Here is a 12,797-nt window from a genome sequence, read left to right on the forward strand (position 1 = left end):
CTCGCCGCACAAACCAGTCCTTCCCCACCCACCAATCCCCAACCCAAACCACCCCCAACCCCCGGGCCAATCGCGTCGATCATGAAGTTAGCGTCACGACACGCCGCCCCGGAGGGCAATAACTTCATGATCAACAGCGGCGGGGGCGGGGGCGGGGGGCCGGGCGGGGAGGGGAGGGGTGGGGTTGGGGGTGGGGGTGGGGGTGGGGTGGGGTGGGTTAGCGGGGGCGGCGGAGGCGTAGGGCTTGGGCTATGTAGTCGAAGCCGGTGGCGACGGTGACCAGGACGGCGGCGGCCATGATCCAGGGGCCGACGGTGGCGAGCGCGGCCGGCATCGGCCAGAGGTACCAGGCGATGGCCAGGATCTGGAGCGCCGTCTTGACCTTGCCGCCTCGGCTGGCGGCGATCACGCCGTGCCGGATCACCCAGAACCGCAGCCCGGTGATGCCCAGCTCGCGGACGAGGATCAGCGCGGTCACCCACCAGGGCAGTTGGTCGTACCAGGAGAGCAGCACCAGCGCCGCGCCGGTGAGCGCCTTGTCGGCGATCGGGTCGGCCACCTTGCCGACGGAGGTGACCAGCCCGAACCGCCTGGCGATCCAGCCGTCCACCAGGTCGGTCGCCGAGGCCACCGCGAAGATCAGACAGGCCGCCATCCGCCAACCGGCGTGCGTCATTCCCGACATGATCACCGAGGCGCCGAAGACCGGCACCAGCACCAGGCGCAGGGCGGTCAGCGCGTTGGCCGCGTTGACGACGGGCACCACGGCCACCACCCGGCCCGGCGTCGACTCCGTCGCCCCGGTCACCGCAGCACTCCGCTCGGGCCGCCGTGGCGTTCCCGGCACCGCACCACCTGGGTCCCCCGCTCCGCTCGGGCCCGCCGTCACCGTGCCGCGCCGGGCGCCGCCGAGATCATCTCATCCGGCACAGCGAGCAGGTCCACCCCTTCGGTGCCGGTCACCGTCGCGCGTACCAGATCGCCCGGGCGCAGCGCGGCCAGATCCACCCCGCCCTCGGCAGGTGCGACGAGGGTGGTGGAGCCGTCCACCTCGGGCGCCTGGTGCGCCGCCCGGCCCTCCACCACGCCGTCCTCGATCGAGTCGACAAGCACCTCGACTGTCGAACCGAGCCGGTCCTCGGCCCGCTGCGAGCAGAGCTCGTCGGCGAGGGCGCTGAGCCGGTCGTAGCGCCGCTTGATCGTCGCGGCCGAGACCTTGCCGGGCAGACCGGCGGCCTCGGTGCCGTCCTCGTCGCTGTAGTCGAACATGCCGATCGCGTCGAGTCGGGCCTCGGTGAGGAACCGGACCAGCTCGTCGACGTCGGCGCGGGTCTCGCCGGGGAAACCGACGATGAAGTTGCTCCGGGCGCCCGCCTCCGGGGCCAGGGCGCGGGCACTCGCCAGCAGCTCCAGGAACCGGTCGGTGGAGCCGAAACGCCGCATCCGGCGCAGCACCGGCTCGCTGGAGTGCTGGAACGACAGGTCGAAGTACGGTGCCACGCCCGGGGTCGTGGCGATCGCCTCGACCAGGCCGGGCCGGGTCTCGGCCGGCTGGAGGTAGCTCGCCCGTACCCGGACGATGCCGGTCACCGCGGCGAGCTGCGGCAGCAGCTTCTCCAGGGCGCGCGGGTCACCCAGGTCCTTGCCGTACGAGGTGGAGTTCTCGCTGACCAGCACCAGCTCCCGTACGCCGGTCTTGGCCAGCCACTCCGCCTCGGCGAGCAGCTCGTCCGGCGTACGCGAGACGAAGGCCCCCCGGAAGGCCGGGATGGCACAGAACGCGCAGCGGCGGTCGCAGCCGCTGGCCAGCTTCAGCGAGGCCACCGGGCCGGTGTCGAGCCGGCGGCGCAGCACCTGGCGCAGGTGTGCCGGGGTGTGCTCGTCGGTGTCGACGACGGTGCGGGTCACGGTGCCGTGGCCGGGCAGCGACACCGTGCTGTCGCGGCGCTGCACCGGAGTCAGCGGCAGCAGCTCGCGCCTGTCGCGCGGGGTGTGCGCGGTGATCTGCTCGCCGGCGACGACGGCGTTCAGTCGGGCGGCGATGTCGGGGTAGTCGTCGAAGCTCAGCACCGCCTGCGCCTCGGGGAGGCTGTCGGCCAACTCCCGGCCGTACCGCTCGGCCATGCAGCCCGCGGCGACCACCTTGGCGCCCGTTCCGGCGGCGGCGAGCAGGGTCTGGATGGAGTCCTGCTTGGCCTTCTCCACGAAACCGCAGGTGTTGACGACCACGACGTCGGCGCCCTCGCCGTCGGTGGTGACCTGCCAGCCGTCGGCGTGCAGGCGGGCGGCCAGCTCCTCCGAGTCGACCTCGTTGCGGGCACAGCCCAGGGTCAGCAGGGCGACGCGACGGCCCTCGGCGTGGTCAGCGGGAGAAGGAGAGGTGGCAGACACCATCCGAGGGTACCGGGCCGGTCGGGTAAGCCCACGCACGCGGGCTGCGGGAACGGTCGTCACGGAGACGAACGTCATTCCGGTCAGGGCGCCGCGGCGGTTACCCGGGTCAGCGCGTCGAGTAGGAACACCTCGGTGCCGGCCAGCCCGGTGGAGCAGAAGACGGAGACCTGGTCCGCCGTGGTCCGGCCGGGGACCGCGCCGGCCAGGATGCCGCCCAGGTCGCGCAACCCACAGGCGTACGGGGGTGTGGCCGCGAGCATCGGTGGCTGGTAGTCCGCCGCCTGGGCCGGCGAGTCGGTGACCAGCAGGTCGGCGGTGTCCAGCAGGTCGGTGCCGAATTCGCTGCGGTCGCGCTGCTTGAAGCCGACCGCGTTGACGTGCGTGCCGGGGCTGAGGTCGGCGGCGCGGAGCACCGGGGTCGGGCTGGTGGTGGCCAGCACCACCAGGTCCCGCCCGGCGACGGCCGAACCCGGGTCGGCCACCGCGCGGGCCGGCACGCCCAGTTCGGCACGGATCCGGGCGGCGAGGGCCTCCCGGCGAGCGGCGGACCGGCTGTGCACCACCACCTCGCGCAACGGGCGGACCGCCGCGGCGGCCCAGATCTGGGTCCACGCCTGTCGGCCGGAGCCGATCACCCCGAGGGTGGCGGCGTCGGGACGGGCCAGCGCGTCGACCGCGAGGCCCCCCAACCCTCCGGTACGACGGGAGCCCAGCTCCTCGCCGACCGCGACCGCCCGAACCGCCCCGGTCCGGGCGTCGTGCAGCACCACCAGCTGCTCTCCCTGTGGGTGGCCGAAGGTGTCGTAGGAGCGGAAGCCGTACCACTCGCCGACCAGGTGCCCGGCGGTGAGCACCATCCGCCCGCCGCTCAGCGGTGCGGCGGCTCGGGGCGGCGCGATCAGCCGTCCCTCGTACGCGGCCAGGACCGCGGCGCGCATGGCCTCGACCGTGGTGGCGGCGTCCAGCGCGGCGGCGACCTCGGGGTCGGCGTAGAGCATGGTCATGTTGGCGATACTGCACGTTGAAGTCAGGTAGAGGTCAACAGGCCGTGGCGGTGGTCACCGCCGTGTCGGCGGGGTCGGTGCTAGCGTCGGCACCGGCGGCCGGATGTGCGTGGCCGCTCCGGACGAGTGGTGGGCGTACCCGGTCAGGCCAAGACGCCCCGCGTGACGTGCAGACTCGACTCGTCCCGGCGCGGCAGCCCGGGCGCTTCCGTGAGGTGAACGATGGCCTGGCTCGTACTGGTGATCTCGGGACTGTTGGAGACGGCCTGGGCGATCGCCCTGGACCGCAGCGCCGGTTTCAGCCGGCTGATCCCGTCCGTGGTGTTCGCGGTGACCCTGCTCCTGAGCATGGCCGGCCTGTCGTACGCGCTGCGGGACATCCCCGTGGGCACCGGCTACGCGGTCTGGGTCGGCATCGGCGCGGTCGGCACCGCGCTGGTCGGGATGCTGGCGCTCGGCGAGTCGGCGAGCCTGCCCCGAATCCTCTGTCTCCTGCTGGTGGTCGCGGGAGTGATCGGGTTGAAGATCTTCCACTGATGCACCCCGTCGGCAGGCGTGGTCAGCGCCCACAGTGGGTAGTGATCGATCCGTCACGACAGGCTCTCACCCGGAGGAAGACATGGCCGACATGCCGAGCACCGCCCGTCCCCGCAGCAGCGCCGCCCGCATCCTCACCATCGTGGGCTTCGTCTTCGCCGTGCTGGCCCTGCTGCTCAACCCGATCATCTTCGGCGTGCTCGGCGTCATCGCCGGCGTCGTCGGCGCGGTGCTCGGTGACAAGCCGCTGGGCTGGTACGCCGCCGCGGCCAGCGTCGTCGCCGCGATCATCAGCATCGCGATCTTCTCCGCGCTGATGAACAACTGACCGCTCCCCCGTCGCGGGCCCGCCGGATTCCGGCGGGCCCGTCGTGCGTCCGGGGTCGGCCGCGGGTCAGTCCCCGTCGCCGCGCAGGCCGGCCAGGACGTCTTCCAGCTCGTCCGGCTTGACCAGCACGTCGCGCGCCTTCGACCCCTCGGACGGCCCGACCACGCCCCGGGTCTCCATCAGGTCCATCAGGCGGCCCGCCTTGGCGAAACCGACCCGCAGCTTGCGCTGGAGCATCGAGGTCGAGCCGAACTGCGAGGTGACCACCAGCTCCACCGCCTGCACCAACAGGTCCAGGTCGTCGCCGATGTCCTCGTCGGTCTTCTTCTTGGTCTCCTGCGCCGGGGCCAGCACGTCCTTGCGGAACTCCGGCTCGCGCTGGTCCTTGCAGAACTTCACCACGTCGGCGATCTCGCGCTCGGTGACCCAGGCGCCCTGGATGCGGACCGGCTTGGAGGCGCCCATCGGCAGGAAGAGCCCGTCACCACGGCCGAGCAGCTTCTCCGCGCCCGGCTGGTCGAGGATGACCCGGGAGTCCGCGAGGGAGGACGTGGCGAACGCCAGCCGGGACGGCACGTTCGCCTTGATCAGACCGGTCACCACGTCGACCGAGGGGCGCTGGGTGGCCAGCACCAGGTGGATGCCGGCGGCCCGGGCCAGCTGGGTGATCCGGACGACCGAGTCCTCCACGTCGCGCGGCGCGACCATCATCAGGTCGGCCAGCTCGTCCACGATCACCAACAGGTACGGGTACGGACGCATCTCGCGCTCGCTGCCCGGCGGCGCCTTGATCTCGCCGTTGCGGACCTTGCGGTTGAAGTCGTCGATGTGCCGGACCCCGTTGGCGGCGAGGTCGTCGTAGCGCATGTCCATCTCGCGGACCACCCAGTCCAGCGAGTCGGCCGCCTTCTTGGCGTTTGTCACGATCGGGGTGACCAGGTGTGGGATGCCCTCGTAGCCGGTCATCTCGACTCGCTTCGGGTCGATCAGCAGCAGCCGTACCTCGTCCGGGGTGGCCCGGGTGAGGATGGACACCAGCAGGGTGTTGAGGCAGCTCGACTTGCCCGCGCCGGTAGCGCCGGCGATCAGGATGTGGGGCATCTTCGCGAGGTTGGCGACCACGTAGCCGCCCTCGATGTCCTTGCCGAGCGCCACGACCATCGGGTGGTGATCGCTGGTCGCCGCCCGCGACCGCAGCACGTCGCCGAGGGCGACGTTCTCCGGGTCGGTGTTCGGGATCTCCACGCCGACGGCGCTCTTGCCCGGGATCGGGCTGAGGATCCGTACGTCCGGCGACTTCACCGCGTACGCGATGTTGCGGGACAACTGGGTGATCCGCTCGACCTTGACGCCGTGCCCCAGCTCCACCTCGTAACGGGTGACTGTCGGGCCACGGGTGAAGCCGGTGACCGCGGCGTCCACATCGAACTGGTCGAACACGCCGGTCAGCGCGGCGATCACCTCGTCGTTGGCCTTGCTGCGGGTCTTCGCGGCCGCCCCGGCGCTGAGCATGTTGGCCGGTGGCAGGGTGTAGTCCCCGGCCAGCCCGGTCAACGCGAGTTGCTCGGCCCGGGTCGGGGCGGGCGAGTGCTCCGGCGGCTCGGCCGTCGGTTTGCGGCTCGCCGGCACCTTCGCCGGAGACTTGCGCGGCAGCACCATGGTCTCCTGGAGGTCCGCGCCGTCCAGGTCCTCGAAGTCGTCCGGGTCCAGTGGCGGAGGCATCCGCTTCGACTGTCGCTTGCGCGCCGGCTTCGCGGCCGGCTCGTCGGCCTCCTCGCCGGCCTCCGGTGTGTCGACCAGGCCACCGGCGAGCAGGCCCAGCCGCTCCGGAATCTTGTTGATCGGCGTCGCGGTCACCACGAGCAGACCGAACAGCAGCAGCAGGATGAGCAGCGGCACCGCCACCCAGGCGGTCACCGCCCGCTCCAGCAGCCCGCCGACGCCCGCGCCGACCAGGCCGCCGGCGAAGTCACGCTCCAGCGGGTCAACCGGGTCCTGGCCGATCTGGAGCAGCGCGGCGGTCGACACCAGCAGCGAACCCCAGCCGATCAACCCACGGCCCCGGTGCTCCGGATCCGCCGGCTGACGCATCAGTCGCCACGCGCCGATCATCAACAGCACCGGTACGACCACCGAGATCGCGCCCAGGAACAGCCGGACCGTGTCGGCCAGCCGAGCGCCCACCGGGCCCGCTCCGGACAGCCACAGCGCCACGGCGGAGAGCAGGGCGAGCCCGAACATGAGCAGCCCGGCACCGTCGCGGCGGTGCTCCGGGTCGAGGTCACGGGCCGAGGCGGCCTGCCGGCCGGCGGCGCGCACGGCCCAGCCCATCCCGTGCGCCAGCCCCATCCACAGTGCACCGACCGCGCGGCCCACGTAGACCGCCGGGCCGGGCCGGGGCGGCGTGGTGCGACGTCGGACCGGCGCCCGGGTGGCCTTCTTCGCCGGTTGACGGGCACGACTGTTGGTGCCACCGCGCGGCGACGCGCCGCGCCGCCGGCTCGCCTGAGAGGTACGGCCCGCCATAGAGTCACGGTAACGGTGGGGCCGGGCAGAACCCCGCTTTTCCGGGTCGTGTCCGCGCGTCGTAACACGAACCCCACCGCCGGTCGTGATATCCGCCTCAGAAGGGATGCCCCATGGCGTCGCCGGAAATCGCGGGCGATCCGGACGATCCGCTGGCCGGGCACCCTGGCGCACTGCGTCCGCTGACCGGCGAACTGGTCTCCGCGGTGCTCGCTGCCCGCGGCCGGTCCGTCGGCCTGACCCTGGACGGCGAGCTGGTGGGCCACTTCGACGACAACATGATCTGGTTCCTCCGCGTCGGCGGCGACGGGGAACTGCTCCAGATCCGCACCATGGTCGATCCGACCTTCGGCATCGAACGGGTGCCCGACCTGTACGCGTTCTGCAACTCCTGGAACCACGACCGGCTCTGGCCGAAGGCGTTCGTGCACGTCGACGACGACGGTCGGGCCCGGGTGTACGGCGAGGTGATCACCGACCTGGAACGCGGCGTGACCCCACACCAGCTCGACCAACTGCTCGACTGCGGCATCTCCACCGGCTGCCAGTTGGCCGTGGCGGTCCGCCGGCTGCCCGGGGCGGTGCCGTCGTGACCGGCCGGGACGAGTTCACCGGCAGCCGCACCGGCACGCCGCCCACCGGCCCCGGTGACCGCCTCGCGCGCGTACCGGCGCTGGAGGCCGCGCTCGCCGACGCCCGGGACCTCCCCGACGGCCCGGCCCGGCAGGTGGCCCTGGAGCGGCTCGCCGAGCGCGCCGACGCGGCCGGCGACGTCCGGTCCGGGATGGACGCGCGGTTCGCGCTGATCGAGGCGTACCTGCTGCACGGGGAGCGGTGGCGTCTGGTCGAGCCGGTCCGGCGCTGCCGGGCCGCCGCCGACCACCGGCCCGACCTGCTCACCGACCCGGAGACCGGGCTGCTGCTGCGCTACCAGCGGTACGCGGTGGAGGCGCTGCTCGGCACCCCCCGGGTCGGGCTGGACCAGACCCGGTCCCTGCTGCACGACCTGGCCCACCGCGTCGGAGCGGACGGCCCGGACACACCGACAGTCGCGGAGCTGCACTGCCGGATCGCCGATCACCTGGGCGACGAGCCCACCGCGCGGCACTGGTACGAGCGATGGTCCGGACGACGACCCGGCCCGGCCGGCGGCTGCCCGGGCTGCACCTCGGCCCGACGTGCCGAGCTGCTGGCCGGCTGGGGCGAGTGGACCGCCGCGCTCGCCGAGCTCGCGGAATCCGACGGCGACCCGCAGTCCTGCACCGACCAACCCGAACGGGACCTGGTCGCCGGTCTGCTGCCCGCACTGCGCACCGGCGAGCCGGCACGGGCGGCGGCGGCACACGTGCGGGCGTACCGTCGGCACGGGCGCGAGCTCGCAGCGTTCCCGCACCTCGCCGCGCACCTGCGGTTCTGCGCGCTGGGCGGGCACCTGGAACGCGGGCTGACCATTCTGGCCGAGCAGCTGCCCCGGTTGGACCGGCCGACCGACGACCTCGCCGCCATGGAGTTCGCCGCCGCCGGGGCGCTGGTCTGCGGGCTCGCCGCCGACGCCGGGCTGGCCGGACGGACGATGCCCCGCCCGGCGTACGGCGAGCGGACGGCCACCGAGTTGGACGTCGCCACGCTCGGGGCGCTGCTGCTCGGGGTCGCCAACGAGTTGGCCGGCAGCTTCGACGCGCGCAACGGCACCGGCCATCATTCCGGACGGATGGCCGCCTGGTTGGCCGAGCGCCCGCTCGCGGCGCCGGTTCCGCTGCCCACCGACGACGAGCCCGACGAGCCCGACACCGACCGCTCCGACGCTGAGGCCGAGGTTGAGCTGGGTGAACGCGAGTTGTCCGCGCTCTCCCTCGGCATGATCACCGCGATCCTGGACGGGCGCGGCGACAGGTACCTGGTGGACGAGGGCGAGGCAGTGGTCGGCCACTGGGAGGGTGCGGTGATCCAGTTCCGGCGGGCCGGTGAGCGCGGTGAGGTGCTGCACGCCCGCGCCATGGCCAACCGCCGGCTGCCGGCGGCCCGCCGCGCCGAGGCGTACGCCTTCTGCAACGCCTGGAACCACGACCGGCTGCTGCCCAAGGCGTACGCGCACGACCTCGGCGACGAGTTGGTGCTGGCCGGCGACGTGGCCACCGACCTGGCGCACGGGGTCGCCCCGGCGCAGCTGCGGATCCTCATGGACGCCGCCATCGCCACCGGCGTCGCGTACGCCGAGGCGGTCGCCGCGCTGCCCTGACTGTGAGGCTGGCCGGGTACGGCTGACGCCGGCCCACCCCGTTCGGGTGGACCGGCGTCAGCGGGAGTTGCTCAGACCTCGACGACGGTGGGCACGATCATCGGCCGACGACGGTACTTGTCGTTGACCCACCGCCCCACGGTCCGCCGGACGATCTGCTGAAGCTGGTGCGGGTCGGTGATGCCGTCCGCCGCGGCCCGGTTGAGCGCCTCGGTGACCAGCGGGACCACCGGGTTGAACGCCTCCGGGTCCTCGGAGAAGCCCTTCGCGGACAACGTCGGGCCGGCGACCACCTTGCCGGTGACCGAGTCGACGACCACTGTGGTGGCGATGAAACCGCCGTCACCGAGGATCCGCCGTTCGGTGAGCAGCGACTCGCTGACGTCACCGACGGCGAGGCCGTCCACGTAGACGTACCGGCTCTTCACGTGCCCCACGAGGCTGGCGCGGCCCTCGACGAGGTCGACCACGTCGCCGTCCTCGCAGATCACCACCCGGTCGGCGGCGACCCCGGACTCGATGCCGAGCCGGGCGTGGGCGCGCAGGTGCCGCCACTCCCCGTGTACGGGCATCAGGTTGCTGGGCCGGACCACGTTGAGCAGGTAGAGCAGCTCCCCGGCGGGGGCGTGCCCGGAGACGTGCACCTTCGCCACGTCCTTGTGCACGACCACCGCGCCGGCCCGGGCGAGCCGGTTGATGACCCGGTAGACCGAGGTCTCGTTGCCCGGCACCAGCGACGAGGCCAGCACGACTGTGTCGCCGGGGGCGATGGTGATGTGCCGGTGGTCGCCGCTTGCCATCCGGCCCAGCGCGCTCATCGGCTCACCCTGCGACCCGGTGGACATCAGCACGATCTCATCCGGCGGCAGCGTCGTCGCCTCGTCGATGCTGATGACCAGGCCGGCCGGGATGTTGAGCAGGCCGAGGTCCCGGGCGATGCCCATGTTGCGGACCATCGACCGGCCGATCAGCGCGACCTTGCGGCCGTGCTCGGCGGCGGAGTCGAAGACCTGCTGCACACGGTGCACGTGCGAGGCGAACGAGGCCACGATGATCCGGCCCTTGGCCTTCGCGAAGATCGAGTCGAGCACCGGCCCGATCTCCCGCTCCGGGGTGACGAAACCGGGGATCTCCGCGTTCGTGGAGTCGGACAGCAGCAGGTCGACGCCCTCGGCGCCGAGCCGGGCGAAGCCGGCCAGGTCGGTGATCCGGCCGTCCAGCGGGAGCTGGTCCATCTTGAAGTCGCCGGTGTGCAGCACCAGACCGGCGGGCGTGCGGATGGCCACGGCGAGCGCGTCCGGGATCGAGTGGTTGACAGCGAAGAACTCACACTCGAACGGGCCGAGCCGCTCACGGCCGCCCTCCCGCACGGTGAGCGTGTACGGCTGGATCCGCCGCTCGGCCAACTTGGCCTCGACCAGGGCGAGGGTGAACTGTGAGCCGACCAGCGGGATGTCGGGCTTGTGGGCGAGCAGGTACGGCACCGCGCCGATGTGGTCCTCGTGACCGTGCGTCAGCACGATCGCCTGGACGTCGGCCAGCCGGTCCAGGATCGGGCCGAAGTCGGGCAGGATCAGGTCCACACCCGGCTGCTCGACGTCGGGGAACAGAACCCCGCAGTCGACGATCAGCAACTTGCCGTCGTACTCGAAGACGGTCATGTTCCGACCGATGGCGCCGAGCCCGCCGAGCGGGATGATCCGCAGGCCACCTTCCGGCAGCGGCGGGGGTAGTTCCGCCTCGATGTGCGCCTCGGTCACGCGTCCACCTCATTCTGCGACGCCGTTACTCGACGTCCATCGTGTCGTTCGTTCATTCGGGCAGCTCCAGGCCCGCTGCCGCGAAGTCCGCGCGCAGCTGGGCGATCTCGTCGTCGGTGGCGTCCACGAGCGGGGGTCGCACCGGGCCGGCCGGCAGGCCCAGCGACGCCAGGCCCGCCTTCACCAGGATGGCGCCCTGGGTACGGAAGATGCCGGTGAACAGCGGCAGCAGCCGCCGGTGCAGGGCCAGCGCGGTCGGCATGTCCCCCGCGTCGTACGCCTCGATCATCTGTGCGGTCAGCGCCCCGGTGAAGTGCGTCGAGGTGCCGACCACGCCCACGGATCCGACGGCCAGCGCCGGCAGGGTGAGGGCGTCCTCGCCGCAGTAGAAGGCGAGGGCGGTCCGGCTGGTTACCCAGCTGGTGGCGGTCAGGTCGCCCTTGGCGTCCTTGACCGCGACGATCCGGCCGTGTTCGGCGAGCCGGACCAACGTTTCGGTGTCGATCGGCACGCCGGAGCGGTGCGGGATGTCGTACAGCATCACCGGCAGGCCTGTGGCGTCGGCCACCGCGGTGAAGTGTCGCAGCAAGCCGCTCTGCGGCGGCTTGTTGTAGTACGGGGTGACCACCAACAGACCGTGCGCACCCGCCTTCTCGGCGGCGGCGGCCAACTCGATGGTGTGCCGGGTGTCGTTGGTGCCGATGCCCGTGACCACCTTGGCGCGGTCACCGACGGCCTCCACCACGGCCCGGATCAGGTGTTCCTTCTCCGCGTCAGTGGTGGTCGGCGACTCGCCGGTGGTGCCGTTGACCACCAACGCGTCGTTGCCCTGCTCGTCGACCAGGTGGCTCGCCAACCGGGCGGCGCCGTCGAGATCGAGGGAACCGTCGGGGGTGAACGGGGTCACCATGGCTGTGAGCAGCCGGCCGAAGGGGCGGGACGCCGGTCGGGCCGCGGCGTCGAGGTGGTCGTGCGTCATACCCTCCAACCTAGCGGACGACCAGCCGGGGCCCGCCGGGGAAGGGCTCAGGACGCCTCGTGCGGGCTGGCCGCCACTTCGGTGCCGTCCGGCAACGTGGAGATCACGAAGTCGGCGAACACGTTCGGGGCGACACCCTGGAGCTGACGCAGGCACTCCACGGCCAGCTCACGGATCTCCACATCGGCGTGCTCGGTGGCCCGCATCGCGACGAAGTGCCGCCAGGCCCGGTAGTTGCCGGAGACCACGATCCGGGTCTCGGTGGCGTTGGGCAGCACCGCCCGGGCCGCCTGCCGGGCCTGCTTGCGGCGCAGTGTCGGGTTCGGCTCGTCGGAGAAGCGCTGCTCCAGGCCCTCCAGCAACTCGGTGTACGCCCGAACGCTCGCCTCGGCGGCCTCGACGAACTTCTTGTGCAGCTCCGGGTCGTCGGCGATGACGGCCGGCTCGACCATGGCCGCGTCCCGCTCCGGGACGTAGCGCTGGGACAGCTGGGAGTACGAGAAGTGTCGGTGCCGGATCAGCTCGTGGGTGAAGGAGCGGGACACCCCGGTGAAGTAGAACGTGACCGACCCGTGCTCCAGCACGCTCAGGTGGCCCACGTCGAGGATGTGCGCCAGGTAGCCGGCATTGGTGGCGGTCGCCGGGTTCGGCTTCTTCCACGACTGGTAGCAGGCCCGGCCGGCGAACTCGGCGAGCGCCTGGCCACCCTCCGCGTCGGTCGACCACGGCACGTCGTCCGGGGCCGCGAATTGGGTCCACGCGATCAACTTGACCTGGGGCTGCACCATGTCCGGCATTCCTGGGACTGTAGTGGTGGGGTGCCGCCCGGCCCAACTCAGGCGCGCCCCGTGCAACGTCGATCACTCAGCCAGCGGCGAAGCCGCCGAAACCCCGAGGCGGGGTCCCGTCCGGCGTCCGGCAGCTGTTGCCGCCCACAAGATCGCGCAACATCCTGGATGTCAACGCCGTTGCGTTAGGGCTGTGATCGGCGGGTCAACCCCTGCTGGATAACGGGAACGGGACTCCTGGT

The 12,797-nt window shown here is 72.2% G+C and carries 11 protein-coding genes and 1 riboswitch; of the genes, 4 read left to right on the plus strand and 7 right to left on the minus strand.

The window, feature by feature from the left end; genetic code table 11:
* Window positions 1–217: 217 nt before the first annotated feature.
* The 3 genes from pgsA to ACLQ3B_RS32565 form a co-directional block, all read right to left on the minus strand.
* On the minus strand, window positions 218–808 hold the full coding sequence (gene pgsA, locus ACLQ3B_RS32555) for a CDP-diacylglycerol--glycerol-3-phosphate 3-phosphatidyltransferase (RefSeq protein WP_357362565.1): 591 nt from the start codon (window positions 806–808) through the stop codon (window positions 218–220).
* Between the two features lie 77 nt (window positions 809–885).
* Complete coding sequence (gene rimO / locus ACLQ3B_RS32560) at window positions 886–2,394, minus strand: 30S ribosomal protein S12 methylthiotransferase RimO (RefSeq protein WP_425784502.1); 1,509 nt, start codon at window positions 2,392–2,394, stop codon at window positions 886–888.
* Between the two features lie 80 nt (window positions 2,395–2,474).
* The gene (locus ACLQ3B_RS32565) at window positions 2,475–3,398 is read right to left on the minus strand and encodes an ornithine cyclodeaminase family protein (protein ID WP_425784503.1); all 924 of its coding nucleotides are present in this window, start codon (window positions 3,396–3,398) and stop codon (window positions 2,475–2,477) included.
* 91 nt (window positions 3,399–3,489) lie between these two features.
* Window positions 3,490–3,561: riboswitch (guanidine-III (ykkC-III) riboswitch) on the plus strand.
* Window positions 3,562–3,620: 59 nt separating this feature from the next.
* Between ACLQ3B_RS32565 and sugE the strand changes: the two genes are divergently transcribed.
* Both sugE and ACLQ3B_RS32575 read left to right on the plus strand, forming a co-directional pair.
* Entirely contained in the window at window positions 3,621–3,935 is a 315-nt protein-coding gene (gene sugE / locus ACLQ3B_RS32570) for a quaternary ammonium compound efflux SMR transporter SugE (protein WP_124816787.1), read from the plus strand.
* Between the two features lie 82 nt (window positions 3,936–4,017).
* The gene (locus tag ACLQ3B_RS32575; RefSeq protein ID WP_425784504.1) at window positions 4,018–4,263 is read left to right on the plus strand and encodes a hypothetical protein; all 246 of its coding nucleotides are present in this window, start codon (window positions 4,018–4,020) and stop codon (window positions 4,261–4,263) included.
* 66 nt (window positions 4,264–4,329) lie between these two features.
* Here ACLQ3B_RS32575 and ACLQ3B_RS32580 read toward each other — a convergent pair whose 3' ends face one another.
* The gene (locus tag ACLQ3B_RS32580; RefSeq protein ID WP_425784505.1) at window positions 4,330–6,789 is read right to left on the minus strand and encodes a DNA translocase FtsK 4TM domain-containing protein; all 2,460 of its coding nucleotides are present in this window, start codon (window positions 6,787–6,789) and stop codon (window positions 4,330–4,332) included.
* A gap of 113 nt (window positions 6,790–6,902) precedes the next feature.
* Here ACLQ3B_RS32580 and ACLQ3B_RS32585 point away from each other — a divergent pair, with 113 nt between their 5' ends.
* Both ACLQ3B_RS32585 and ACLQ3B_RS32590 read left to right on the plus strand, forming a co-directional pair.
* Window positions 6,903–7,382 carry a YbjN domain-containing protein gene (locus ACLQ3B_RS32585; protein ID WP_425784506.1) on the plus strand — a complete coding sequence of 160 codons (480 nt, stop codon included), beginning with the start codon at window positions 6,903–6,905 and terminating at the stop codon, window positions 7,380–7,382.
* Window positions 7,379–9,028: a YbjN domain-containing protein gene (locus ACLQ3B_RS32590; RefSeq protein WP_425784507.1), complete on the plus strand. Its 1,650-nt coding sequence runs from the start codon at window positions 7,379–7,381 to the stop codon at window positions 9,026–9,028. Before ACLQ3B_RS32585 ends, ACLQ3B_RS32590 begins: the two co-directional genes overlap by 4 nt.
* 71 nt (window positions 9,029–9,099) lie before the next feature.
* On the opposite strand, the gene ACLQ3B_RS32595 is transcribed toward ACLQ3B_RS32590, so the two are convergent.
* The 3 genes from ACLQ3B_RS32595 to thyX are packed head-to-tail and all read right to left on the minus strand — an operon-like array spanning window position 9,100 to window position 12,555.
* Window positions 9,100–10,788, minus strand: coding sequence for a ribonuclease J (locus ACLQ3B_RS32595; RefSeq protein ID WP_355009544.1), 1,689 nt, complete (start codon window positions 10,786–10,788; stop codon window positions 9,100–9,102).
* Between the two features lie 52 nt (window positions 10,789–10,840).
* Window positions 10,841–11,767 carry a 4-hydroxy-tetrahydrodipicolinate synthase gene (dapA, locus tag ACLQ3B_RS32600; protein ID WP_425784508.1) on the minus strand — a complete coding sequence of 309 codons (927 nt, stop codon included), beginning with the start codon at window positions 11,765–11,767 and terminating at the stop codon, window positions 10,841–10,843.
* 47 nt (window positions 11,768–11,814) lie between these two features.
* Window positions 11,815–12,555, minus strand: coding sequence for an FAD-dependent thymidylate synthase (gene thyX / locus ACLQ3B_RS32605; RefSeq protein WP_425784510.1), 741 nt, complete (start codon window positions 12,553–12,555; stop codon window positions 11,815–11,817).
* Window positions 12,556–12,797 lie beyond the last annotated feature (242 nt).

This window comes from Micromonospora sp. DT53 (assembly GCF_049841535.1).
GTDB lineage: Bacteria > Actinomycetota > Actinomycetes > Mycobacteriales > Micromonosporaceae > Micromonospora.

Bases quoted from the DNA above. Each gene is read 5' to 3' on its own strand.
- rimO (WP_425784502.1), bottom strand. From the start codon at position 2,394: ATGGTGTCTGCCACCTCTCCTTCTCCCGCTGACCACGCCGAGGGCCGT.
- ACLQ3B_RS32565 (WP_425784503.1), bottom strand. From the start codon at position 3,398: ATGACCATGCTCTACGCCGACCCCGAGGTCGCCGCCGCGCTGGACGCC.
- sugE (WP_124816787.1), top strand. From the start codon at position 3,621: ATGGCCTGGCTCGTACTGGTGATCTCGGGACTGTTGGAGACGGCCTGG.
- ACLQ3B_RS32575 (WP_425784504.1), top strand. From the start codon at position 4,018: ATGGCCGACATGCCGAGCACCGCCCGTCCCCGCAGCAGCGCCGCCCGC.
- ACLQ3B_RS32580 (WP_425784505.1), bottom strand. From the start codon at position 6,789: ATGGCGGGCCGTACCTCTCAGGCGAGCCGGCGGCGCGGCGCGTCGCCG.
- ACLQ3B_RS32585 (WP_425784506.1), top strand. From the start codon at position 6,903: ATGGCGTCGCCGGAAATCGCGGGCGATCCGGACGATCCGCTGGCCGGG.
- dapA (WP_425784508.1), bottom strand. From the start codon at position 11,767: ATGACGCACGACCACCTCGACGCCGCGGCCCGACCGGCGTCCCGCCCC.
- thyX (WP_425784510.1), bottom strand. From the start codon at position 12,555: ATGGTGCAGCCCCAGGTCAAGTTGATCGCGTGGACCCAATTCGCGGCC.